Origin of the sequence: Cronobacter sp. HA18003 (genome assembly GCF_011605905.1) — a bacterium.
Lineage (GTDB): Bacteria > Pseudomonadota > Gammaproteobacteria > Enterobacterales > Enterobacteriaceae > Cronobacter > Cronobacter sakazakii.
Genome location: NZ_JAANQO010000021.1, coordinates 206047 through 230754 on the forward strand (window position 1 = coordinate 206047; position 24708 = coordinate 230754).

23 protein-coding genes are annotated in these 24708 nt (G+C 56.6%); 12 read left to right on the plus strand and 11 right to left on the minus strand.

Annotated features, from left to right (window positions below):
• Positions 1-9: 9 nt before the first annotated feature.
• Positions 10-543 carry an RNA pyrophosphohydrolase gene (rppH, locus tag G6041_RS12140; RefSeq protein ID WP_004385951.1) on the minus strand — a complete coding sequence of 178 codons (534 nt, stop codon included), beginning with the start codon at positions 541-543 and terminating at the stop codon, positions 10-12.
• A gap of 683 nt (positions 544-1226) precedes the next feature.
• On the opposite strand from rppH, the gene mutH reads away from it, so the two are divergent.
• The 4 genes from mutH (at position 1227) to G6041_RS12160 (ending at position 4229) form a co-directional block, all read left to right on the plus strand.
• On the plus strand, positions 1227-1913 hold the full coding sequence (gene mutH, locus G6041_RS12145; protein WP_041460384.1) for a DNA mismatch repair endonuclease MutH: 687 nt from the start codon (positions 1227-1229) through the stop codon (positions 1911-1913).
• Between the two features lie 78 nt (positions 1914-1991).
• Positions 1992-2705 carry a TerC family protein gene (locus G6041_RS12150; RefSeq protein WP_012123888.1) on the plus strand — a complete coding sequence of 238 codons (714 nt, stop codon included), beginning with the start codon at positions 1992-1994 and terminating at the stop codon, positions 2703-2705.
• A gap of 128 nt (positions 2706-2833) precedes the next feature.
• Positions 2834-3052, plus strand: a complete 219-nt coding sequence (locus G6041_RS12155) for a YgdI/YgdR family lipoprotein (RefSeq protein ID WP_071817993.1) — start codon at positions 2834-2836, stop codon at positions 3050-3052.
• A 136-nt stretch (positions 3053-3188) separates the two neighbouring features.
• Complete coding sequence (locus tag G6041_RS12160) at positions 3189-4229, plus strand: NADP(H)-dependent aldo-keto reductase (protein WP_041460383.1); 1041 nt, start codon at positions 3189-3191, stop codon at positions 4227-4229.
• A gap of 50 nt (positions 4230-4279) precedes the next feature.
• On the opposite strand, the gene lplT is transcribed toward G6041_RS12160, so the two are convergent.
• Positions 4280-5473, minus strand: coding sequence for a lysophospholipid transporter LplT (gene lplT / locus G6041_RS12165; RefSeq protein ID WP_007894423.1), 1194 nt, complete (start codon positions 5471-5473; stop codon positions 4280-4282).
• The gene (aas, locus tag G6041_RS12170; protein WP_012123884.1) at positions 5466-7625 is read right to left on the minus strand and encodes a bifunctional acyl-ACP--phospholipid O-acyltransferase/long-chain-fatty-acid--ACP ligase; all 2160 of its coding nucleotides are present in this window, start codon (positions 7623-7625) and stop codon (positions 5466-5468) included. Before aas ends, lplT begins: the two co-directional genes overlap by 8 nt.
• A gap of 495 nt (positions 7626-8120) precedes the next feature.
• Here aas and galR point away from each other — a divergent pair, with 495 nt between their 5' ends.
• Positions 8121-9137 carry an HTH-type transcriptional regulator GalR gene (gene galR / locus G6041_RS12175; protein ID WP_007777824.1) on the plus strand — a complete coding sequence of 339 codons (1017 nt, stop codon included), beginning with the start codon at positions 8121-8123 and terminating at the stop codon, positions 9135-9137.
• Here galR and G6041_RS12180 read toward each other — a convergent pair.
• From G6041_RS12180 to G6041_RS12200, 5 genes are all read right to left on the minus strand, one after another.
• The gene (locus tag G6041_RS12180) at positions 9098-9574 is read right to left on the minus strand and encodes a GNAT family N-acetyltransferase (RefSeq protein ID WP_012123883.1); all 477 of its coding nucleotides are present in this window, start codon (positions 9572-9574) and stop codon (positions 9098-9100) included. The genes galR and G6041_RS12180 overlap by 40 nt on opposite strands.
• Positions 9571-10344, minus strand: coding sequence for an FCD domain-containing protein (locus G6041_RS12185; protein ID WP_012123882.1), 774 nt, complete (start codon positions 10342-10344; stop codon positions 9571-9573). The genes G6041_RS12180 and G6041_RS12185 overlap by 4 nt, the downstream gene beginning before the upstream one ends.
• Positions 10345-10405: 61 nt before the next feature.
• On the minus strand, positions 10406-10723 hold the full coding sequence (locus G6041_RS12190) for a PTS sugar transporter subunit IIB (protein ID WP_007870568.1): 318 nt from the start codon (positions 10721-10723) through the stop codon (positions 10406-10408).
• 9 nt (positions 10724-10732) lie between these two features.
• The gene (locus G6041_RS12195) at positions 10733-12160 is read right to left on the minus strand and encodes a glycoside hydrolase family 1 protein (protein WP_041460684.1); all 1428 of its coding nucleotides are present in this window, start codon (positions 12158-12160) and stop codon (positions 10733-10735) included.
• A 7-nt stretch (positions 12161-12167) separates the two neighbouring features.
• The gene (locus tag G6041_RS12200) at positions 12168-13505 is read right to left on the minus strand and encodes a PTS sugar transporter subunit IIC (RefSeq protein ID WP_012123879.1); all 1338 of its coding nucleotides are present in this window, start codon (positions 13503-13505) and stop codon (positions 12168-12170) included.
• 274 nt (positions 13506-13779) lie between these two features.
• Between G6041_RS12200 and G6041_RS12205 the strand changes: the two genes are divergently transcribed.
• Complete coding sequence (locus G6041_RS12205; protein WP_029463832.1) at positions 13780-14817, plus strand: LacI family DNA-binding transcriptional regulator; 1038 nt, start codon at positions 13780-13782, stop codon at positions 14815-14817.
• On the opposite strand, the gene lysA is transcribed toward G6041_RS12205, so the two are convergent.
• Positions 14794-16056 carry a diaminopimelate decarboxylase gene (gene lysA, locus G6041_RS12210; RefSeq protein WP_012123877.1) on the minus strand — a complete coding sequence of 421 codons (1263 nt, stop codon included), beginning with the start codon at positions 16054-16056 and terminating at the stop codon, positions 14794-14796. The two genes, G6041_RS12205 and lysA, sit on opposite strands and share 24 nt — an antisense overlap.
• Before the next feature lie 303 nt (positions 16057-16359).
• On the opposite strand from lysA, the gene G6041_RS12215 reads away from it, so the two are divergent.
• A complete protein-coding gene (locus tag G6041_RS12215; RefSeq protein ID WP_012123876.1) occupies positions 16360-17298 on the plus strand; it encodes a LysR family transcriptional regulator in 939 nt (312 codons plus the stop codon).
• Here the strand turns inward: G6041_RS12215 and G6041_RS12220 are convergent.
• On the minus strand, positions 17276-17977 hold the full coding sequence (locus tag G6041_RS12220) for an aspartate/glutamate racemase (protein ID WP_012123875.1): 702 nt from the start codon (positions 17975-17977) through the stop codon (positions 17276-17278). The genes G6041_RS12215 and G6041_RS12220 overlap by 23 nt on opposite strands.
• A gap of 152 nt (positions 17978-18129) precedes the next feature.
• Between G6041_RS12220 and G6041_RS12225 the strand changes: the two genes are divergently transcribed.
• A complete protein-coding gene (locus tag G6041_RS12225) occupies positions 18130-18453 on the plus strand; it encodes a cupin domain-containing protein (protein WP_004385694.1) in 324 nt (107 codons plus the stop codon).
• 56 nt (positions 18454-18509) lie between these two features.
• Here G6041_RS12225 and wzz(fepE) read toward each other — a convergent pair whose 3' ends face one another.
• Positions 18510-19652, minus strand: a complete 1143-nt coding sequence (wzz(fepE), locus tag G6041_RS12230; protein WP_012123873.1) for an LPS O-antigen length regulator Wzz(fepE) — start codon at positions 19650-19652, stop codon at positions 18510-18512.
• A gap of 608 nt (positions 19653-20260) precedes the next feature.
• Between wzz(fepE) and G6041_RS12235 the strand changes: the two genes are divergently transcribed.
• From G6041_RS12235 to G6041_RS12250, 4 genes are read left to right on the plus strand one after another with little or no spacing between them, the layout of a single operon-like run.
• Positions 20261-21151: a carbohydrate ABC transporter permease gene (locus G6041_RS12235; RefSeq protein ID WP_004385692.1), complete on the plus strand. Its 891-nt coding sequence runs from the start codon at positions 20261-20263 to the stop codon at positions 21149-21151.
• Entirely contained in the window at positions 21144-22058 is a 915-nt protein-coding gene (locus G6041_RS12240) for a carbohydrate ABC transporter permease (protein WP_004385691.1), read from the plus strand. Before G6041_RS12235 ends, G6041_RS12240 begins: the two co-directional genes overlap by 8 nt.
• A 12-nt stretch (positions 22059-22070) precedes the next feature.
• Positions 22071-23198, plus strand: a complete 1128-nt coding sequence (locus G6041_RS12245; RefSeq protein ID WP_054628656.1) for an ABC transporter ATP-binding protein — start codon at positions 22071-22073, stop codon at positions 23196-23198.
• 13 nt (positions 23199-23211) lie between these two features.
• Positions 23212-24501: an ABC transporter substrate-binding protein gene (locus G6041_RS12250; RefSeq protein ID WP_012123868.1), complete on the plus strand. Its 1290-nt coding sequence runs from the start codon at positions 23212-23214 to the stop codon at positions 24499-24501.
• Positions 24502-24708 lie beyond the last annotated feature (207 nt).

The window sequence follows — 24708 nt, forward strand, 5'->3', positions numbered from 1 at the left end:
TTGCGTGGCTTAACCTCTTTTACGTCGCCAGGCAGGCGAAGGATTACGCTGCGGTGGCGCGCTCTCCTGCAACGGCATCACAACGCTTGCGAACTCTTTCATCACCCGACGATAGACATCGCGCTTGAAAGAGACCACCTGGCGCACCGGATACCAGAAGCTTACCCACCGCCAGCCGTCAAATTCTGGCGTACTGCTGGTTTGCATGTTGATATCGGCGTCGTTGCTCATTAACTGCAGAAGAAACCACTTTTGTTTCTGGCCGATACATACCGGCTTTGTGTCCCAACGCACCAAACGTTTTGGTAATTTGTAACGTAACCAGTTTCGGGTAGTCGCAAGGATGCGCACATCTTTTCGCTGTAAACCGACCTCTTCGAAAAGCTCGCGATACATCGCCTGCTCCGCCGACTCGCCAGGATTAATACCCCCTTGCGGAAATTGCCAGGAGTGCTGACCAAAACGCCTGGCCCACATTACCTGTCCCTGACGATTACAGATCACGATACCAACATTCGGGCGGTAGCCATCATCATCGATCACCGGACTACCTCAAAATAAACCTGGATAGTAACGATTGTTTCATACTCCTCATTGACGGTAAACCACTCTGTTAGCCGCTGTGAACAGGAATAACATTTGAATAACTCACAAAAATATGCGGGGTTATAAACAGGGGAAGCGGTTAAGGCCCGCTTTTATTCACTTTTTCTGTGGATATCTTTGTGAAGAAGTGTCTTATTTCCCAGGGAAAACCCAAAGCAACCCAAAACCAGGGATTATTCTTATAGAGAAAATTGCATTGCTATTCAAACAATTAAACTAAAAAAAACGTGATATTCACCGCTCAGTGTGACGATCATCACACTCACGATCCTTACTCTGACGAAAGATCGACCAGCGTCGTTTTTATCCACAGATTATGCCAATAACTTAGTCACAATTTGTTGAAAAAGGCGTTTTTCCCCGTCCGTCAAGGCTGTAAATCGAAACAGTAGTGAGGGATTTACACAGTTATCCCATTTTTCTGTGGATAAACTGGTGTAAGATCCTGTTTATTGTCGGTGACCAGATTTGAACAACCTTTATTTCTGACGTCTGAGAAATCCTTCTTTTTCATAAAAATCATTTAAAATCATGTAATTGAATTGCTTGCTCACAAGCAGGTAAACTCTTTCCACAAGCAGACATTTTGCTGTTCATTTTTTAAACAGAAGGTAATCATTATGACTTCCCTTGCTCCTCTTGTTCAACCGCCCGTCGATGAAGCGCAACTGCTGCATCAGGCGCAGCAGTTGGCGGGGCTGACGCTTGGCGAACTGGCGGCGCTGGCAGGCCTCGAAACGCCCGCCGATTTGCGTCGTGATAAGGGCTGGATCGGCGTGCTGCTGGAGCGCTGGCTTGGCGCGAGCGCAGGCAGTAAACCTGAGCAGGATTTCGCAGCGCTTGGCGTGGAGCTGAAAACGATCCCCATCGACAGCCAGGGCCGCCCGCTTGAGACGACGTTTGTCTGCGTCGCTCCGCTTACCGGCAATACCGGCGTGACATGGGAAACCAGTCACGTGCGCCACAAGCTCAAACGCGTACTGTGGGTGCCGGTAGAAGGCGAGCGCGAAATCCCGCTGGCAGAGCGCCGCGTTGGCGCGCCGTTGCTCTGGAGCCCGTCGCCGCAGGAAGACGATCAGCTACGTCGTGACTGGGACGAGTTAATGGACTTGATTGTGTTAGGTCAGGTAGAGCGCATCACCGCGCGTCACGGCGAGGTATTGCAGCTGCGTCCAAAAGCCGCCAACAGCAAAGCGCTGACGCCCGCGTTCGGCGCACATGGCGAGCCGATAATGACGCTGCCGCGCGGCTTTTATCTGAAGAAAAACTTCACCGCCGCGCTGCTGGCGCGCCATTTTTTGTTATGAATCCCTTAAAATTTTGTCAACAGCCCTCCCCCGACGCATATAATTAGCGTTTTGTTTCTTTGAGCAGGACTTTTTTGAATGTGGTTTGCATGGATAACGGATCCCAACGCCTGGCTGGCACTCGGTACACTGACGCTGCTGGAGATTGTGCTTGGGATCGACAATATTATTTTTCTCTCTCTGGTCGTGGCGAAACTGCCGAAATCTCAGCAGGCGCTGGCGCGCAAAATGGGCCTCGGCGCGGCGATGATTATGCGCCTCGCGCTTCTGGCGTCGATCGCCTGGGTCGTGAAGCTCACTAATCCGCTGTTTACCGTTTTCGATCAGGCGCTCTCGATGCGGGATCTGATCCTGCTACTGGGTGGTCTGTTCCTTATCTGGAAAGCCAGTAAAGAGATCCACGAGACTATCGAAGGCGAAGAGGAAGGCCTGAAAACCAACGTGCACTCTTTCTTCGGCGCCATCATTCAGATCATGCTGCTGGATATTATCTTCAGTCTGGATTCGGTTATCACCGCGGTGGGTCTCTCCGATCATCTGTTTATTATGATGGCGGCGGTGGTGATCGCAGTGGGCGTGATGATGTTCGCCGCGCGCCCTATCGGCGAGTTTGTCGAGCGCCATCCGTCCGTGAAAATGCTGGCACTTTCGTTCCTGATCCTGGTGGGTTTTACCCTGATGCTGGAGAGCTTCGATATTCACGTGCCGAAAGGCTACATTTACTTCGCGATGTTTTTCTCCATCGCCGTGGAAAGCCTCAATCTGCTGCGCAACAAGAAAAGACCGCTGTAATCAGAACGCTCCTTCGGGAGCGTTTTTGTTTATTCCCCTGAACTTTTAAGAATTTGCTGCTTTTTCGCGCCGCCTCGCTGCTTTTTACTAGACTCTACGTGGACCCCTTCCTGATGAGGCGAAAAACAATGAATAAATGGGCTGTAGCAATTTCTGCCGTCGGATTGGCCTTCGCGGTTTCAGGCTGTAGCAGTGATTACGTCATGGCGACCAAAGATGGCCGGATGATCCTGACTGAAGGCAAACCGCAGGTTGATGACGAAACCGGTCTGGTCAGTTATCGTGACCCACAGGGTAACAAGATGCAGATAAACCGCGATCAGGTTTCGCAAATCATTGAGCGTTAAATAAAAGGTCAGCATCGCGCTGACCTTTTGGTTTTTTCTCCCTTGCCTCTTTTCCTTTTGTCTCCCCTCTGCCATGTTTATATTCCTTTGTCAGGAATGGCCTGACGCGGAATGAACAACAGAAGGTAGGCCGGCTATGCATTATCACCGTATTCCTCATAGCTCACTTGAAGTCAGCACGCTGGGGCTGGGAACCATGACCTTTGGTGAACAAAACAGCGAGGCCGACGCCCACGAACAGCTCGATTACGCCGTAAGCCAGGGCATAAACCTGATTGATGTCGCCGAAATGTATCCCGTGCCTCCGCGCCCGGAAACGCAGGGCCTGACGGAAACCTATGTTGGCAACTGGCTGAAAAAACGCGCCAATCGCGAAAAGCTGGTGATCGCCTCCAAAGTCAGCGGACCGAGCCGCAACAACGACAGCGGCATTCGCCCCAATCAGGCGCTGGATCGCAAAAATATCCGCGACGCGCTCGACGCCAGCCTGAAACGTTTACAGACCGATTATCTCGATCTCTACCAGGTGCACTGGCCGCAGCGCCCGACCAACAGCTTCGGCAAGCTGGGCTACACCTGGACCGACAGCGCGCCGGTCGTCACGCTGCTGGAAACCCTGGAAGCGCTCGCGGAATTCCAGCGCGCCGGGAAAATCCGCTATATCGGCGTCTCGAATGAAACGGCTTTTGGCGTAATGCGCTATCTGCATCTGGCGGATAAACACGATCTGCCGCGCATCGTCACCATCCAGAACCCGTACAGCCTGCTGAACCGTAGTTTTGAAGTGGGGCTGGCCGAAGTGAGCCAGTTTGAGGGCGTGGAGCTACTGGCCTATTCCGCGCTGGCGTTCGGCACGCTGACCGGCAAATACCTGAACGGCGCGAAACCCGCAGGCGCACGCAATACGCTCTTCAGCCGCTTTACGCGCTACAGCAGCGAGCAGTCGCAAAAAGCGGTGGCGGCGTATGTTGATGTGGCGAAGCGCCACGGGCTGGATCCGGCGCAGATGGCGCTGGCGTTTGTGCGCCAGCAGCCGTTTGTGGCGAGCACGCTGCTCGGTGCCACGACGATGGAACAGCTGAAAACCAACGTCGAAAGCCTGCATCTGACGCTCAGTGAAGATGTGCTGGCGGAGCTGGAAGCAGTGCATCAGGTCTATACCTACCCGGCACCGTAAGCGCGGTGCTTACTGGTGATAAAAAAAGACCCGCCGGAGCGGGTCTTTTTTTACTGTTTACGTCGCCACAGCCAGAGCCCGGCGATGGCCAGCGCGAAAATCGCCCCGAAACCGACGCCAATCCCTACCACCGGCAGCGAGAGTTTCACCGCCAGCGAATAGAGCCCCAGCATCAACAGCATCGCGGTATTCTCGCCGAGGTTTTGCACCGCAATCGCGTTGCCCGCGCCGACGGAGCGCTTGCCGCGCTCCTGCAACAGCGCATTGAGCGGCACCACGAAGAACCCGCCGAAAAAACCTATCAGCAGCAGCAACAGATAAGCGGGCAGCGCCGCCTGCTGCAGGGAGAAGAAGATAACCGCAATGCCAATCAGAATGCCCGCAGGCATACAGCGCGACACGCGCTCCAGCGTCACCAGCTTCGCCGCAGCCCCCGCGCCCGCCACAATGCCGACCGCCACCATCGCGTTCAGGTAGGTCGGCGTGGCGTTATCGGTAATGCCAAGCGCCACCGGCACCCACAGCACCAGCAAGAAACGCAGCGTCACGCCCGCGCCCCAGAACATACTGGTGCCGACCAGCGAGAAGCGGGTTTCGTCGTTATGCCACAGCGTGCGACAGGCCGTGAAGAAACTGCGCGTCATCGGGCCAAAGCGCCACGACTGTCCAGGGCGCGCTGCGCCCAGTTTCGGGATCAGCAGGTTCGCGCCTACCGCCCCGGCGTAGGCCAGCGCACAGACGCCAAGCGCCGCGCCCACATGCCAGTCCGCCAGCATGCCGCCTGCCATAGAGCCAATCAGGATCGCCGCGATCGTCGACGATTCCATCAGCCCGTTCGCTTTCACCAGACGATCGCCGGTGGTGATTTCGCCGAGAATGCCGTACTTGGCGGGCGAATACGCCGCCGCGCCGACGCCCACCAGCGTATACCCGACAAACGGGTTGCCGCCAAAGACGATGACCACCGCGCCGAGCAGCTTCAGACCGTTGGCGACCATCATCACCCGGCCTTTGGAGAAGCTGTCCGCCACCTGGCCTACAAACGGTGCCAGAAGGATATAGGCGCAGACAAACACCATCTGCAGCACCGGCTGGCTCCATTCCGGGTAGAACTGCTGTTTAAGCAGCGCGAGGGTGGCAAAAAGCAGCGCGTTATCGCCAAACGCCGAAAGAAACTGCGCGACGATAACCGCCATCATTCCCCGCGAAAACAGCGAGCCGTTCGGGCTTTGCGAATCAGGCATGATGCGTCTCTTCCTGGTCGACGAGTTTTTTCAGCGACACGAAATCCGGCTTGCCGCTGCCAAGTAACGGCAGTTGCTTGAGGAAGCGGATATCACGCGGCACCGCGAGTTCCGGCACGCCTTTACTGCGGGCCTGCTGCGCCAGTTTTTCGCGGGTCAGTTCCGGGTCGGTGGTGAACAGCACCAGCGCCTCGCCTTTCGCGGCATCGTGTTTAATCGCCGTGGCGTGCATTTTCTCCGGCGAGACGGCGAGCGCCAGGCTTTCCACCATCTCAAGCGACACCATTTCACCTGCGATTTTGGCAAAGCGTTTGGCGCGCCCCTGGATCTGGACAAAGCCCTGCTCGTCAAAAGCGACGATATCGCCGGTGTCATACCAGCCCGGCTCGCTGACGCCCTGCGGGTTTTCCGCCGCCGGGGCTTCCAGCACGCCCGGGTTTTCCACGCGCAGATAGCCTTTCATGATGTTCGGGCCTTTTAACTGCAAACGTCCGCCCTGCTCAATGCCCGGCACTTCAACGAGCCGCGCGTCCATCGCCGGCAGAATACGCCCGACGGTGCCCGGCTTCGCCGCCATCGGCACGTTAATGGACACCACCGGCGCGCACTCGGTCACGCCGTAGCCTTCCAGAATGCGCAGGCCGAATTTATCCTGCCAGATCTGTTTGGTGCTCTCTTGCAGCTTCTCGGCACCGGCCACGACATAGCGCACCAGATGGAAATCGTACGGATGCGCGAAGCGTGCGTAGTGGCCAAGGAAAGTGGATGTGCCGAAAATCACCGTACAGTTGCGGTCATACACCAGCTCCGGCACCACGCGGTAATGCAGCGGGCTTGGGTAGAGGAAGACTTCCGCGCCGGTCAGCAGCGGCGTGAACAGCCCGACCGTCAGACCAAAAGAGTGGAACAGCGGCAGCGCCGACATAAATTTATCGTCGGCGGTGAAATCCGCGATGGTGCGGATCTGCTCCACGTTGGCGAGCAGGCTCTTGTGGCTGTGCACCACGCCTTTCGGGTTGCCTTCTGACCCTGAGGTAAAGAGGATCAGCGCCGCGTCTTCCGGCTGCTGCTCCACCTGCGCGAGGCGCGGCATTAACAGATGCGCGAAGATCCACGCTTTGTCTTTCGCCGTCACTTCGCCTTTCAGATCTTCCAGGAAGACCCAGCGCACAGAGGTGATTTGCTCAGACAGATGCCAGAGCTTGCCTTTATCCAGGAACTGGCGCGAGGTAAAAATCGTTTTGATCTGCGCCGCCGTAATGGCGCTGGTCAGCCCCTGCACGCCCGCCGTGTAGTTCATCATCGCCGGGATTCGCCCGCGCATCACCGCGCCGAAAATCACCGCGGCGCTGATGCTGGCGTTCGGCAACATCAGGCCGATGGCCTCGCGCGGCGCGCTGTATTTATCGAGAATGCGCCCCACGAACAGCGTTTTCATCATCAGGCTGCGGTAGGTGTCCGGCTTGAAGTTGATATCTTCCAGGCAGCTTTTGCTCTCGCCATAGCGCTTTTGCGCATTAATGAGCGCCTCAAACAGCGTCTCGCGCGGGCGCGCCGCCATGCGCGCTTCCATCATCACCTGATGCAGCATTTCGCCCGCCATTTTGCGGCGGTCGCGCGCTTTCGGCGCGTCAGGCATCGGGATACTGGTCGGCGGCAGGATGTGAATGGAAATACGCGGGAAGAGACGGCGTTTCACCAGCCCTTTCAGGCGGCTAAAGAAGGTCAGCTCCGCGCCTTCGATACGCACCGGGATCACCGTGGCCTGCGATTTCGCCGCCACAAAGCCCGCGCCTTCGTAGATTTTCATCAGAGAGCCGCTGATAGAGATGCGCCCTTCCGGGAAAATCACCACCGGACGCCCCTCGCCCACCAGACGCACCAGCTGTTTGACCGACATCGGTTTGGTCGGGTCGAGCGGGACGAAATCAATCAGCGGCTTCAGCGCGCGCATATACCACTGCTGGCTGATAGATGTGTAGACCGCGAACACCGGGCGGACAGGCAGGAACAGCGCCATCAGCGCGCCGTCCAGAAACGATACGTGGTTTGGCGTGATGAGCACGCGCTGCTGAGTCAGCGGCCCGGTATCTCCGTATACCTGAATGCGAAAGAGCAAACGGAACAGCCAACGAAAAAATTTTAAAACCATATCAACGCCCTTTGTTTTCCTTTAGCGAGGGTTAAGTATAGTTATCGCAGATTACACGACTCGGCGAACAGGGGCGACAGGAGAAATTGTCACGCCCAGCGCGATAAATAATGTGATGAGGGATTCAGGCAGCGGGAAGGCTATAGCGAGGCGGAAAGCAGGCAAAAAAAAAACCTGCGCATCCGCGCAGGTTGGTGTAAGTGTTGTGATCAGCTAAGTCGCTGACTTCACCTATCAATACCTCTGGGATCTCAAATGTAGCAACCCGCCCACACTCCCCGCCAGCCAGCAATCGCAACAGCCCATCGCAAAGTGTAACTAAAGGTTTTACCTGAAATTATTTGGCTTTTTCTGGTTACATCCGTAGGGTCTTCTTCTTATTTTTCTCCCGATCTTTTGTGAGCAAGCGCCCGCCCGACCGGCATTCGGCTTGAAGTGACTGCGCTTTTCCGTAACACTTACCGCAGTGTAAACGCTTACCCCTGAAGGTACTGAATGCCGACTATTAAGGATGTTGCGCGGCTTGCGGGAGTCTCTGTTGCGACGGTCTCCCGCGTTATTAACGACTCCCCCAAAGCCAGTGACGCCTCCCGCCAGGCGGTGCTGAGCGCCATGGAACAGCTCAATTACCACCCTAACGCCAATGCCCGGGCGCTGGCCCAGCAGACCACAGAAACCATTGGTCTGGTCGTGGGCGACGTTTCCGACCCGTTCTTCGGGGCGATGGTCAAAGCGGTGGAACAGGTGGCCTACCACACCGGGAATTTTCTGCTTATCGGTAACGGCTACCATAGCGAGCAAAAAGAGCGTCAGGCAATTGAACAACTAATTCGTCATCGCTGCGCGGCGCTGGTGGTACATGCCAAAACCATTCCCGATGAAGACCTTATCCCGCTCATGAAACAGATCCCAGGCATGGTGCTGATTAACCGCATTCTGCCGGGGTTTGAATCACGCTGCGTGGCGCTCGACGACCGCTACGGCGCCTGGCTTGCCACTCGCCATTTGATTCAGCAGGGCCATACGCGCATCGGATATCTCTGTTCAAACCATGCGATTTCAGACGCCGAGGACCGTTTGCAGGGTTATTACGACGCGCTGCGCGAGCACGATCTGCCGTGTAACGACCGTCTGGTCGCCTGGGCGGAACCGGATGAGAGCGGCGGCGAGCAGGCGATGACCGAGCTGCTCGGGCAGGGGAAACAATTTACCGCCGTGGCCTGTTATAACGACTCGATGGCGGCGGGCGCGATGGGCGTGCTGAACGATAACGGCATCGCGGTGCCGCAGGAGATTTCGCTGATAGGGTTTGATGACGTGCTGGTGTCGCGCTACGTGCGCCCGCGGCTGACAACTATCCGCTACCCGATCGTCACGATGGCGACCCAGGCGGCGGAGCTGGCGTTAGCGCTGGCGGATAACCGCCCCGCACCGGAAATCACCAATATCTTTACCCCGACGCTGGTGCGCCGTCACTCGGTGGTAGCCCCCGCCGAAACGGATAAATCGTAGCGATAGAGATGCACGGTCTGGTCCGGATAGTCCAGACCGTCGCCGATATACGCCCAGCCAAACCGCTCGTAGTAATCCCGGCAGGCGGAATAGAGAAACAGCTCCTTAAACCCCTGCGCGCGCGCGTAGTCCATCACCGCGCGCTGTAACGCCCCGCCAAGCCCTCTGCCGCGCTGCGCCTCATCGATGTAAAGCGCTGCCAGCCACGGAAAGAGATCCTGACGGCTGATTAAATCACAGCGCCACAGCCCCACGGTGCCGAGCACTCGTTCGCCATCAATCGCCACAAAAGTAAGTGGCAACTGACCCGGCCGCTGGCTGTGCGTGACGATACTTGCAAAAAACGCCCGCGGCAGCGATGTGCCGAACGCCTGCCACAGCCAGTCAGTAACCAGCTCCGCATGCTGCGGAGCCTCATAGAGCGGCACAATGTTCATTGCAGTTTTCCATGGAAAATCGGCACAGATTCAAATAAGTAGCCGTCAAAATCGGGCGCGTCGGCGTCGGAGAGCTCCATCAGGCTGTTTTTCACATTTTCCAAATGTTGCCACATCGCCTGCCAGGCCCCCATGACGTCGCGACGACGCAGCGCCGCGAGAATGGTCTGGTAATCGCCAAGCCATTTCAGGCGATGCGCGCGGGTTTCGATATGGGCGCGCAGCTGCTGCCAGAGCGGGCTGCTGTCCATGTGATGCCAGATGCTTTCCACCGTCGCCAGCAGCATCTGGTTTTGCGACGCGCCCGCCAGCACCAGATGAAACAGCTTGTTGTTATCCTGCGTGGTGTCATTCATGGCGATGGCGCGCTGTTCCTGCTCCAGAATGCGCCGCAGGTTGTCGATATCCGCTTTGGTGGCCATTTTCGCCGCGAACGCCGCGATATTGCTCTCCAGCAGTTGCCGCGCCTGCAGCATTTCAAACGGGCCGATATCGCTTGAGAAAAAGCGCTCCTCTTCGGCTTCGTGCTCCGCCGGAATGCGCATCACATAGACGCCGGAGCCCTGGCGAATATCCACGGTGCCCTGTAGCTCCAGCATCAGCAGCGCCTCGCGCACGATGGTGCGGCTGACGCCATATTTCTCGGCGATATTGCGCTCCGGCGGAAGACGGGAGCCGACCGGGTAATGGCCCTGGATAATTTGCGCGCGCAGATCCTCACCAATCTCCTGATACTGCTTTTTCTCCGGCGGAACGACTGCCTTCTCCACGTGATCACCTGTGCTCTGAATGGACCCAATTTCGCGTGCCGCAAGCGGGCTTCGCGGCGCGTTAGATTACCAGAGATAACGCCTGATCGAGAACTTTCGCGCCGTTAAGCGTGCCATAAGCGACAGAATCAATGACCGCGATCGGGATCTGATGCTCGTCGGTGAGTTTTTTATTTTCGGCAAGCTTAAAGCGTACCTGCGGCCCCAGCAGCACCGCCTGAATATCGCCGCCGTGAAGTTCCAGTTCATCGCGCAGATTCTGCTCGGGAATGGCGTAAATGTTCAGATCAAGCCCGCGTTCGGCGGCGGTTTTTTCCATTTTCGTGACCACAAGCGACGTGGACATGCCGGCGGAACAACACAGTACGATACGTTTCATCAGCGGTCCTTATTTCCATTCATCATCAATCGTAAGCGTCAGCGTGCGCGACTCGCGCAGCCGCCTGTACCAGTGCAGGGATTTTTTCGGCCGCCGCGCGCGCTGGTTTGCTAAGTCAATTTCGACCAGACCATAACGGTTTTTAAAGGCGTTCATGGGCGAGACGTTATCGGTAAACGCCCACAGCATATAACCCTGGCAATTGGCTCCCGCCTCGCGCGCCAGCAGCGTCTGGTACAGGTGCTCGCCGATAAACCCGATGCGGTAGTCATCTTCAATCATGCCGTCGGCGTTGCGAAACTGCGCTTCGTTTTCGACACCCATTCCGCTCTCTGCGACAAACCACGGGATGTTGCCGTAATCGTTTTTGAGCCGCATCGCCATGTCGTAAATAATGCGTGGGTAGATCTCCCAGCCGCGCGATTTGTTCATTCGCCGCCCCGGCAGTTCAAACGGCTCGTAGTAATACGCCGGATGGAACGGCGTCTCCGGGTGCCAGGCGCGCGACGGCGCTTTGACGCGATGCGGGTAATAAAGATTGATGCCAAGCTCATCCACGGTATTGTCGCGAATGACGGCAAACTCCTCTTCGCTGTACTCCCACGCGACGCCATGTTTCTCCAGCAGTTCCATAAGTTCAGGCGGATAGACGCCCTTGACTAACGGGTCGAGAAACACCCGGTTATAGAAGAGATCGTAGCGTTCGGCGGCGCTGACATCGTGCGGCGCGCGCGATCGCGGATAGGTCACTTCCGGGTTCAGAATCACTCCCACGCTGCCCGCGTAGCCCTTCTCGCGAAACAGCCGGACCACTTTCGCAGTGGCAAGCGTTTTATGGTGGTTCCACTGCATCCAGGTCGCGGTGTTCTGCTCACAGGGCCAGCGCAGCGCGTCGAGATAGACGCGCGTCTGCACCACAATCGGTTCGTTGAAGGTGAACCAGCGCGACACTTTTTGGTGGTAGCGCTCAAAGACTTTTTCGGCGTAGCGCACATACAGCTCGACCACCTTTTTGGACGACCAGCCGCCATAAGTGTCAAAGAGATAGCCCGGCAGCTCGTAATGCTCCAGGCAGATCATCGGTTCGACGCCCGCCGCCCTGATCGCATCCAGAAAGCGGTCGTAATACGCCGCGTACTCTTCATCGACAACACCGTTTTCATAGTCGGTGAAAAAGCGCGACCAGTTGATCGACGTGCGATAGTGCGTCAGCCCCGCCTGTTTCATCAGCGCCACGTCTTCTTCGTAGCGATTGATAAGATCCGTCGCGCCCGCCGGGCCGTAGCCCTCGTGCCAGACGTGGCGATCGTTTTGATACCAGAGATCGAGCCACGAATCCTGGCCCGGTTTTTTGCCGCTCCATCCTTCGGTCTGCCAGGCGGACGACGCCGCGCCGAGAATGAAATCCTGCGGGATGGCGAGAGTTTTTTCGCTCATGCGGTCCTCATACATTTTTCGCGGTTTCAACGCGGGTGGCTTCTGCCTGCGCCTGTTCGGCACGGCGCGAGGCTATCTTCACAAACGGCAGATAGATAAGAATGGAGACCAGAATGCAGACCAGCTGCGTGACGACTGCGCCCATGGAGCCAGCGGTGGAGAGCCAGGCGTTAATCAGCGGCGGCGTGGTCCAGGGCACCATCACCACGGCTTTCCCGGCAAAGCCCATGACGGTCGCGAAATAGCCTATCGAACCCGTCACCAGCGGCGTGATGATAAACGGCACCGCGAGGATCGGGTTGAGCATAATCGGCATCCCGAAAATCACCGGTTCGTTGATATTGAAAATGCCGGGGCCGAACGAGAGCTTGGCTATCTCTTTCATCTCTTTGCGTTTGGTGGCGATCATCACCGCGATCAGCAGGCCGATGGTCAGCCCGGAGCCGCCGATGCTCATATAGACATCCCAGAACGGCATCGTGATGATGTTCGGCACCTCTTTGCCCTGTTCGAACGCGCTCATGTTGACGGTAATCGCGCCGAGCAGCAGCGGTTCGCGAATCGGCTTGATCATCTGGTTGCCGTGAATGCCGATAACCCAGAAAAGCTGGGCGACGAACATCAGCAGCAGAATACCCGGCAGGCTTTGCACCACGCGCTCCAGCGGCTGCTGCACCACCTGATAGACCGCGTCGTAGAGATACATGCCGGTCACCTGATGGAACACAAAACCGAATGTGGCGATTGCGGTGGTGGTAATGATCGCCGGGATCAGCGCCGAAAACGACGCCGAAACGTTTGGCGGCACGGTATCAGGCATTTTGATTTTCAGCCCGTCGCGGTGCTCAAGCCAGGTGTAGATCTCAACGGAGAGAATGGCGATAAACATCCCGAGGAACAGACTGCGGGTGTCAGAGAACTGGCGCAGCAGCACATCTTTCACCACATGCATTTCGCCATCCACCAGCATTTCGACCGTGGTTGGCGTCACGCAGATAAAACAGATCACCGCCAGCAGGCCGGGGAAAAGCGTCTTGATGCCGTTGATACGTCCAAGCTCAATGCCAATCAAAAACACCGCGCCGATGTTTAAGAAGTTCAGCGTCGCGTAGTTAATGGCGCTGGTGATGGGCTTGAGCGCCGCCAGGAACGACAGCGCCTGAAAGCTCGCCAGCCCGTTTTTCGGATCCAGCACCATATTGGAAATCAGCACCGAAAACGCGCCGACGATAATCACCGGCATCAGCGTAATAAACGACGCTTTAATGGCCATGATATAGCGGTAACTGTTGAATTTAGTCGCGAAACTGCCCAGAGAATCGATCAACTTTTCCTGGAACGCCATAGGGTATACCCTCTTTGAATGTGGCTTTTTTAATGGAAAGGTTACCGCTGAACACCTTTTTTGGTATGCCAAAAAATAGGATCGACTGGCACAATTATCTGTGACGCTTCTCCCACAACCGGCCATTGGTATTCCAAAAGTGCAATTTATGAAATTTGGTATACCAGAAACAGAGCCGGTGTGAACGCGCCGACAGCGTGCGTGGGCGGCTCCGTCGCGGTCCGGCTTGTGTGTTAAACTCCATCGAATCACGACGACAATGGGAGCGAAGGGAATGGTGACAATGCGGGATGTTTCAGTTCGGGCAGGCGTTTCCAAAGCGACCGTTTCACGCGTGCTGAACAACACGGGCCAGGTGAAAGAGAGCACCCGCGCGCAGGTGTTCCGGGCGATGGAAGAACTGGGATACCGCCCTAACCTGCTGGCTCGTTCGCTGGCGCACCGCACCAGTAACAGCATTGGCCTCGTGGTATCGAGCTTTAACGGCTTTTACTTCGGGCGTCTGTTGCAGCAGGCGTCGCGCCAGACCGAGGCGCACGGCAAACAGCTTATCGTCACCGACGGCCACGACACGCCCGCGCGCGAGCTGGAAGCCGTGCAAATGCTGGCGGACAGACAGTGCGACGCCATCGTCCTCTATACCCGCCATATGAGCGAAACCGCGATTATGGAACTTATCGATAACACCGCCGTGCCGCTGGTGATTATCAACCGCGACGTCAGCCAGGCGCGCGAACGCTGCGTCTTTTTCGAACAGCAGGACGCGGCTTTTCAGGCGGTGGAATATCTGATTGAACAGGGGCACCGGGAGATAGCCTGCATCACGGTGTCGCTCGCCACGCCCACAGGCCAGGCGCGTCTGCTCGGCTATCGTCGCGCGCTGGAAAAGCACGGCATCGCCGGGAACGAGGCGCTGATTAAAAACGGCGATTCAAGCATGAGCGGCGGCCACGCGCGCTGTAAAGAGCTGCTGGAGCGCGGCGTGCGCTTCACCGCGCTGTTCGCCTGTAACGACGATATGGCGCTCGGGGCGTCAAAAGCACTCTACCAGGCGGGCCTGCGTATTCCTGAAGATGTGTCGCTGTTCGGCTTCGACGACGCGCCGAGCGCCGCCTGGCTGGAGCCGGGGCTCTCGACGGTCTGTCTGCCGATCGAAGATATGATAACCACCGCGATTGAGAGCGCGGTGCGGCTGGCGCGCGACGAACCGCTCGCCGCGATCCCGCCATTTACCGGCACCCTGGTGCTGCGGGATTCCGTCGCACCGGGCCCTTACGCCGTCGCGCCGTTAAAAGCGCTCAAGCGCCAGTAATTCGTCGATCGTCTGACGGCGACGAATGGTGCGCGCCTCGCCGTTTTCCAGCAGCACTTCCGGCAGGAGCGGACGGCTGTTGTAGTTAGACGACATTGACGCGCCATACGCGCCGGTATCATGCAGCACCAGATAATCGCCCGGACGCACCGCCGGCAGCGCGCGGGTTTCCACTTTGCCGCCCTCCTGCTGCGTAAACACATCGCCCGATTCACACAGCGGCCCGGCAACCACCGTTTCCATCAGCGGCGCGTCGCGCAAATCGCGCCCATCCGCTGCCAGCGCGGAAATATGGTGATAGCTGCCGTACATCGACGGGCGCATCAGATCGTTGAAGCCCGCGTCGATCAGCACAAAGTGGCGCGATCCCATCTCTTTCACGCTGCGCACCTGCGCCACCAGCACGCCCGCTTCCGCCACCAGAAAACGCCCAGGCTCAATCTCAAGCTTGATCGGGTGGCCAAAGTGCGCGGCGATCTGCTCGCGGGCGCGGTTCCACAGGCCGAAATAGTGGTCGGTATCAATGGTTTCGTCGCCTTCGCGGTAAGGAATCGAGAGCCCGCCGCCGGCGGAGATCGCCTCCAGATCCTGGCCGAACTCGATCACCTGGCTTACCATCGCGCCGCATACCCGCTCCAGATGCCCGTAATCGACGCCGGAGCCGATATGCATGTGCATGCCAACCAGCTTAAGCTGATAGCGCTGCATCACCGCCAGCGCCGTCGGGAGATCGCTGTACCAGATACCGTGCTTGCTGTTCTCGCCGCCGGTGTTGGTTTTCTGGCTGTGGCCGTGGCCAAAGCCCGGATTAATGCGCAGCCAGACGCGATGGCCCGGCGATACCGCGCCGAGCTGCGCCAGCATATCCACTGAGCCTGCGTTGACCGGCACGCCCAGTTCATGCACGCGGGCGATGGTGGCGTCGTCCAGCACATCCGCCGTAAACACAATATCATCCGGGTTCTGGCGCGGATCGTAGCCCGCGGCGATAGCGCGTTCGATCTCGCCGAGCGACACAGAATCCACTTTCACGCCCGCCTCGCGCATCAGGCGCAAAATATGAATATTCGAGCAGGCTTTCTGCGCAAAACGAATAACGTCGAACTGGCGCAGGCGGTCGATTTGCGCGCGGATGATCTGCGCGTCATAAACCCAGACCGGGCCGCCGTACTGCGCAGGCAGCGGCAGAAGCGTGTCGGCGTTAAGGGCACTGTCGGTGTGATAAAGCGAACGTGGCATGGCGAGACTCCTTTAAGCTGATGCCTTTATTACGCCACAGCCGTTAACGAAGAAAAAATATCGTTTTCTCGTGAGTCTATGCAAAAATGATATGGTTTTTTGGAGGCCGCAGATTAACCCGTAGTTGTTGTAGGACGGGTAAGCAGAGCGCACCCGCCAGTGGTGGCGTATCTGTTGTTGTAGGGCGGATAAGCGCAGCGCAACCGCCAGAGGCGGCGTAACTGTTATTGTAGGGCGGGTAAGCAAAGTGCACCCGCCGCCGGATCGCCAGCGGTGTCTGTTCACACAAACAAGGGTTCACTTATGCCTGGCGTCACGCTTCGCCATATCGAAATTTTTCACGCGGTCATGACGGCGGGCAATCTCACGGAAGCCGCGGCATTGCTGCGCACCTCGCAGCCCACCGTCAGCCGCGAGCTGGCGCGCTTTGAAAAACTCATTGGCCTGTCGCTCTTTACCCGTAGCCGCGGGCGGCTGCATACCACCGTCCAGGGGCTGCGCCTGTTTGAAGAAGTCCAGCGCTCCTGGTACGGGCTTGACCGCATCATCAGCGCCGCCGAAAGCCTGCGCCAGTTCCGCCAGGGCGAGCTTTCCATCGCCTGCCTGCCGGTTTTCTCACAGTCGCTGTTGCCACTGGTGTTAAAACCCTTTCTGGATAGCTACCCGGACGTGAGCCTGAACATCGTGCCGCAGGAGTCGCCGCTGCTCGAAGAGTGGCTCTCCGCGCAGCGTCACGACTTAGGCATTACGGAAAATACCGCCACGCCCGCCGGCACCGAGCGCCTGACGCTACTGACGTTAAATGAGGTGTGCGTATTGCCCACAGGCCATACGCTGGCCGATAAACCGCAGCTGACGCCGCAGGATTTCGCGGACGAAAACTACATCAGCCTGTCGCGTACCGACAGCTACCGGCAACTGCTTGATTCGCTCTTTCAGGAGCATAACGTGCAGCGCCGCATGGTACTGGAAACGCACAGCGCCGCGTCGGTCTGCGCGATGGTGCGTGCTGGCGTCGGGGTATCAATAGTAAACCCGCTCACCGCGCTGGATTACGCGGCGACGGGCATTGTGGTGCGCCGCTTCAGCGTGGCGGTGCCCTTCACGGTGAGCCTCATCCGCCCTCTGCACCGCCCCGCTTCTGCGCTGGTTGAGGCGTTCAGCCAGCACTTACAGCAGCAGATGAAAGGGCTTAGCGACACGCTGGAGACGATGCTGGTCAGTCCTGGTCGCCCAGCATAAAGTTCACCGCATCGGCGGCGTGCAGCGCGGCGGTGTCGAACACCGGCAGCGGGCAATCCTGCGCGCCGAGCAACAGACCGATTTCGGTACAGCCGAAAATCACGCCCTGCGCGCCCTGCTCTGCCAGAATTTCTACCTGCTGCTGATAGTAGCATTTTGATTCCACGGTGATTTTCCCAAGACACAGCTCGTCGAAAATAATCTGATTGATGCGCAAACGGGCGGGCGCATCCGGGATAAGCGAGGTGACGCCGAACCCCTCTTCCAGCCGCGCGCGATAGAAATCCTGCTCCATGGTGTACCGGGTGCCGAGCAGCGCCACCTGGTGCAGCCCCGCCTGTTCGATGGCGCGGCCCGTCGCGTCGGCGATATGCAAAAACGGCAGCGCGCAGCGCGCTTCAATCTGGTGCGCTACTTTATGCATCGTATTGGTACAGAGCACGATGGCCTGCGCACCGGCGCGTTCTAAACCGAGCGCCGCCTGCGCCAGCATCTCGCCCGCCTTTTCCCATTCACCGCTCGCCTGGCAGGCTTCGATATCGTGAAAATCGACGCTGTGCAGCAGTAACTGCGCGGAGTGCAGCCCGCCGAGCCGGTCGCGTACGCCTTCATTAATTAACCGGTAATAAGGAATGGTCGATTCCCAGCTCATGCCGCCGAGCAAGCCTACTGTTTTCATCGTTGCCTCCTGTTTGCGCTTCCCCGGTTATAACATGCTCACAGAGCGGAACAAATGTGATCTGCCCGCCATTTCACACGCCGGCGCGTTCTCATCTTTTTCATGCCAGGATAGATTAATTGAAACAACGTTTCACAAATCAGAGGCACGGCATGTTTATCTATCACAAAGAGACGACGCTTGAGGATTTGGGCAATGGCGTCACGCGCCGCATTCTGGCCCATGGCGGCAAAATGATGGCGGTGGAAGTGAATTTTGACGCTGGTGCGGTCGGCCCGATGCACTGCCATCCGCATGAGCAACTGACGTATGTGCTCTCTGGTGAATTTGAATTCACCATCGGCGAAGAAACCCGCCGCGTGAGCGCAGGCGATACGCTTTATAAACAGCCGAATATTATGCATGGCTGCGTCTGTATTACACCCGGCACGCTGCTTGATACCTTTACGCCGGTACGGGAAGATTTTCTGAAGTAAATCGCGCCCAGAAAAAAGCCGCCTCATCAGGCGGCTTTTTTGTCATACGAACGGTATCAGGAGAGCAGCGCGTCAACGTCGCTTGCGTGCTGCGTCATAACCTGACGCTTCGTGAAGACATCACGCACCAGCACCGTCGCGCAGGCAATGATAAAGCCCAGCATCGCGGCAAGGATAAGTACCAGCGCTTTTCCCGGCCCGTCGCTTTTCATCGGCAGCGAAGGTGCCATCTGATAGTGGAACGGCTGGAAATCCACGTCCGCCAGGTTGAGCTTTTTCAGCTCTGCCAGACGATATTCGCGGTTCTGGATGGCCGCATTCAGCGCCGTCACGTCGGTAATGGAGCGCTCAATAGCCAGCTTCTGCGCAAGCCCATCCGCGCCAAGCGCAATGGAGTAATCCGGGTCGTCTTTCACCGCCTGTCCATTGCTGTACACCGGCTTTTTAATGCCCGCGGCATTGGCAACCTGCAATGAATAGTTCAGTCGCTGAATCGCGATTTTATGCTCGTTAGCCAGCGTGTTACGGTCAAGAATCAGACGGCTCTCTTCCGATTTCACTTTAAGCTCAATGGTCGAGCGCAGGTTCTCAAGCACCTCTCGCTGTACCGCCAGCGCCGCATAATTGATGTATTCCTTCAGCACGCGCTGCGCATCTTGCGCTTTCGGCGCAGTGAAGCTCAGCGTCCAGGAGCTGTAAGGCGAGGCTGACGCCGCTTTCGGGTTGTCGTTAGAAACCATTTTTATCCGCTGCGCCACAAGCGTAATCGCGCGCTGCAGGCTTTCAGTATCCCCCTGCGCTTCCTTCACCTGCGCCTGCACCCACGGCGAGGTGCGCAGAAATTTTTCCTGAAGCGCGCGCGAATCGAATTTTTTCAGGAACATATTTTCAAGCGACGCGGCATCGATAGCGGCATCCACATCCAGCACCTGGAGATCAACCAGCACGCGTTTTAATTCAATAAGTTGCGGCGTTTCAGGAATGGACACCACAGCGTCACTGGTCCATTTTTGCGGGAGCAAAAAGGCCAGCGCCAGACCCATCACGATAAACAATGCCGTAATGGAGAGGATCACCTTACGGGATTTGAAAAGCACGTCGACCAGCGCAAACAGATCTAACTCGGCGCGCGGCTGCCCCAGGAGCGGATAATCCGCAGACGAGGTGAGCGGATTATTTTTGATATCTATCGATGACATAGTGAGTGCGTTACGTTTAATTAAGCTGCTGATGAAGTCGAAATTATTTCCACCAAAAACAATATGCGTGCGAATTGTTTCACCGGTCAAATGTATTGTTTTGAGAAAGTGAACGGGCGCACACAACTATCTCTTTGACAAAAAAGGAAAAACTATGCAAAACAAAGAAACATATCCTTGTTGTGAGGAGAGGTATTACGTCCGTAATAATCATTATTACGAATAATCCTAATTGAGAGCAAACACTAATTTGCGTGCCTACCAAAAGTTGTATCACCGCCCTTGCCCCGAAAACGGCGCTGCTTCAAAAAACCAGAACAGCGTTTCGACCACGATCACATTTCCACTATTTATCGAATGACGGCGAAACAAATAGCAATAAAATAAATTAAAACGCTGTTTTAGAAACAAGAAACAACGGTTCAATAAATTATAAAAATCGCGATATTCATTACGTTACGCCCGCCGTTTTCCATGGCGAGACGTTGCTGGCATCGCGATGGCATGGCAGTCCAGCCACGCCCTTACGAGCCTGGCGTATTCGCTGTCACGCTTTAAACACCATCTCATATCCGATTAACGAACCCTTGAATGCCAGGTAGGTATTTATGAATGAAAACAAGCTCCTGGGTCTGGCCTGGATATCGCCCTATATCATCGGGTTGATAGTCTTTACGGCCTTCCCGTTTGTTTCCTCTTTCGCGCTTAGCTTTACCGAGTACGACCTGATGAATCCGCCGGTGTTTAACGGCATTGAAAACTACCGTTATATGCTGATGGATGACGATCTGTTCTGGAAATCGATGGGCGTGACGTTCGCCTATGTATTCCTGACTATCCCTCTGAAGCTCGCCTTCGCGCTTGGCATTGCGTTTGTGCTCAATTTCAAACTGCGCGGCATCGGCTTTTTCCGCACGGCCTATTACATCCCGTCGATCCTCGGCAGCTCTGTTGCCATCGCCGTGCTGTGGCGCGCGCTGTTTGCCATTGATGGCTTGCTGAACAGTTTTATCGGCGTGTTCGGGCTCGATCCGGTGAACTGGCTTGGCGAACCCTCGCTGGCGCTGATGTCCGTCACGCTGCTGCGCGTCTGGCAGTTTGGCTCCGCGATGGTGATTTTCCTGGCCGCGCTGCAAAACGTGCCGCAGTCGCAGTATGAGGCGGCGATGATCGACGGTGCCTCGAAGTGGCAGATGTTTATGAAAGTGACAGTCCCGCTGATCACACCGGTCATTTTCTTTAACTTCATTATGCAGACCACTCAGGCGTTCCAGGAATTTACCGGCCCGTATGTGATTACCGGCGGCGGCCCGACCTATTACACCTATCTCTTCTCACTCTATATCTACGACACCGCCTTTAAATATTTCGACATGGGCTACGGCGCGGCGCTCGCGTGGGTGCTGTTCCTGGTGGTGGCGCTCTTCGCCTCCATCGCCTTTAAATCCTCGAAATACTGGGTCTTCTACTCCGCCGATAAGGGAGGCAAAAATGGCTGATATTCAACAGGAACCACTGGCTCGCCGCCCGGCCATGAGCGCGGGCGATCGCGAAGTGGCGCGCACGCTACGGCGCGAAAAAGCAAGCCGCGCCATCCGTTACGTGATTTTGCTGTTCGTCGGCCTGCTGATGCTCTACCCGCTGGCATGGATGTTCTCAGCGTCGTTTAAGCCCAACCACGAGATTTTTACCACGCTCGGCCTGTGGCCGACGCACGCGACCTGGGATGGCTTTATTAACGGCTGGAAAACCGGCACTGAATATAATTTCGGCCACTACATGATGAACACGTTTAAATATGTGATCCCGAAAGTCGTGCTGACGGTTATCTCCTCCACCATTGTGGCGTACGGTTTCGCACGCTTTGAGATCCCGTGGAAGAAATTCTGGTTCGCCACGCTTATCGCCACCATGCTGCTGCCGAGCACCGTGTTGCTTATCCCGCAATACCTGATGTTCCGCGAAATGGGGATGCTCAACAGCTACCTGCCGCTCTGGCTGCCGATGGCCTTCGCTACCCAGGGGTTCTTCGTCTTTATGCTGATCCAGTTCCTGCGCGGCGTGCCGCGCGACATGGAAGAAGCGGCGCAAATCGACGGCTGCAACTCCTTCCAGGTGCTGTGGTATGTGGTGGTGCCGATCCTCAAGCCCGCCATGATCTCGGTCGCGTTGTTCCAGTTTATGTGGTCGATGAACGACTTTATCGGCCCGCTGATTTACGTCTACAGCGTCGATAAATACCCGATAGCCCTGGCGCTTAAGATGTCCATCGACGTGACCGAAGGCGCGCCGTGGAACGAAATTCTGGCAATGGCGAGCATCTCAATCCTGCCGTCCATCATCGTCTTTTTCCTGGCTCAGCGTTACTTCGTACAGGGCGTGGCCAGCAGCGGAATCAAAGGTTAACAGGGGAATATCATGGCTGAAGTTATTTTCAATAAGTTAGAAAAAGTCTATTCCAACGGCTTTAAAGCGGTTCATGGTATCGACCTGAAAATCGCCGACGGTGAATTTATGGTGATTGTCGGCCCGTCAGGCTGCGCCAAATCCACCACGCTGCGTATGCTCGCGGGCCTTGAAACCATCAGCGGCGGCGAAGTACGCATCGGCGAGAAGCTGGTGAATAACCTGGCACCGAAAGAGCGCGGCATCGCGATGGTGTTTCAGAACTACGCGCTCTACCCGCATATGACGGTGCGCGAAAATCTGGCATTCGGCCTGAAGCTCAGCAAGCTGCCGAAAGATCAGATTAACCGCCAGGTGGATGAAGCCGCGAAAATCCTTGAGCTGGAAGAGCTGCTTGACCGTCTGCCGCGCCAGCTCTCCGGCGGCCAGGCGCAGCGCGTGGCGGTGGGCCGCGCGATTGTGAAAAAGCCGGATGTCTTTCTCTTCGATGAGCCGCTCTCTAACCTCGACGCCAAACTGCGCGCCTCGATGCGCATCCGTATTTCCGATTTGCATAAGCAGTTGAAAAAGAGCGGCAAACCGGCCACCACGGTCTACGTCACGCACGATCAGACCGAGGCAATGACTATGGGCGATCGCATCTGCGTGATGAAGCTTGGTCATATTATGCAGGTGGACACGCCAGATAATCTCTATCACTACCCGAAAAACATGTTTGTGGCGGGCTTTATTGGCGCGCCGGAGATGAACATCAAGCCCGGCAAACTGGTGGAAGAGGCAGGCGAGCTGCGAATTTGCATCGGCGATGACCGCCTGGCGCTGACACCACGCCAGCAGGAGAAAGTAACCGCATACGCCGGGCAAGAGGTTTTCTTCGGCATTCGCCCGGAATATGTCTCAATTTCCGACACGCCCTATGCCGAACCCTGTGGCACCGGTGAACTGGTGCGCGTGGAGAATATGGGTCACGAGTTTTTCGTCTATCTCAAGGTCGCGGATTTCGAAATGACCTGCCGCATCCCTTCCGATGAAGCTAAGCCAATGATTGAAAAGGGCCTTCACCGCAAGGTGTTTTTTAAGTTCGACATGAATAAGTGTCATCTTTTTGACGCCAAAACAGAACAAAACCTCACTCTCTGACAGGAGTCTTATAATGAAAAAAGCCCTCGTTAGCACAGCATTAGCGTCTACCCTCACCCTTTGCGCGCTGCCGTCGCACTCAGCGGAAAACGTCGAACTGCGGATGTCCTGGTGGGGCGGCAATGGCCGTCACCAGGTGACGCTGAAAGCGCTGGAGGAATTTCACAAACAGCACCCGGAGATTAGCGTTAAGCCGGAATACACCGGCTGGGACGGCCATCTTTCGCGTCTAACCACGCAAATCGCGGGCGGCACCGAGCCGGATGTGATGCAGACCAACTGGAACTGGCTGCCGATCTTCTCCAAAAACGGCGACGGGTTTTACGATTTAAATCAGGTAAAAGATGTCATCGACCTGAGCCAGTTCGATCCGAAAGAGCTGAAGTCCACTACTGTCAACGGCAAGCTCAACGGTATTCCGATCTCCGTCACCGCCCGCGTGTTCTACTACAACAACGAAACCTGGAAGAAAGCGGGCGTCGACTACCCGAAAACCTGGGATGAGCTGATGGCCGCCGGTAAAACGTTCGAGTCGAAACTCGGCAAACAGTATTACCCGGTCGTGCTGGAGCATCAGGATGTGCTGGCCCTGCTCAACTCGTACATGGTGCAGAAATACAATATTCCGGCGGTGGATGAGAAAACGAAAAAATTCGCCTACAGCAAAGCGCAGTGGGTTGAGTTCTTCGGGATGTACAAGAAGCTCATCGACAGCCACGTGATGCCGGACACCAAATATTATGCCTCGTTCGGCAAGAGCAACATGTATGAGATGAAGCCGTGGATCCAGGGCGAATGGGCGGGCACCTATATGTGGAACTCCACTATCACCAAATACTCCGACAACTTAAAGCCGCCCGCGAAGCTTGAGCTGGGTGCCTATCCGATGCTGCCGGGCGCGAAAGATGCGGGCCTCTTCTTTAAACCGGCGCAGATGCTATCCATCGGTAAATCGACTACACACCCGAAAGAGGCCGCGCAGTTGATTAACTTCCTGCTGAACAGCAAAGAGGGCGTGGCGGCGCTGGGGCTTGAACGCGGCGTGCCGCTCAGCAAGGCCGCGGTGGCGCAGCTTACCGAAGCGGGCGTGATTAAAGATGGCGATCCGTCGGTGTCTGGCCTGAAGCTGGCGCAGTCGCTGCCGACCTCGCTTGCCGTTTCGCCCTATTTTGACGATCCGCAGATCGTGTCGCAGTTCGGCACCGCGCTGCAGTATATCGATTACGGCCAGAAATCCGTTGAAGACGCCGCGGCGGAATTCCAGCGCCAGGCAGAGCGTATTCTGAAACGCGCGATGCGCTAAGAGGGGTTTCTGTTGCAACCCCGCCGGTGTGGGAGGGGTTGGGTAAACATGGTAAAGATGTTGTCCGGCGGGTGCGCTTCGCTTACCCGCCCTACGCTAACATCAGGATTACCTACTTTGTAGGGTGGGTAAGCAAAGCGCACCCACCGCATCCCGCACCGCTAAACGTTCCCCATAAAAAAAACCTCCACGCGGGAGGTTTTTTTA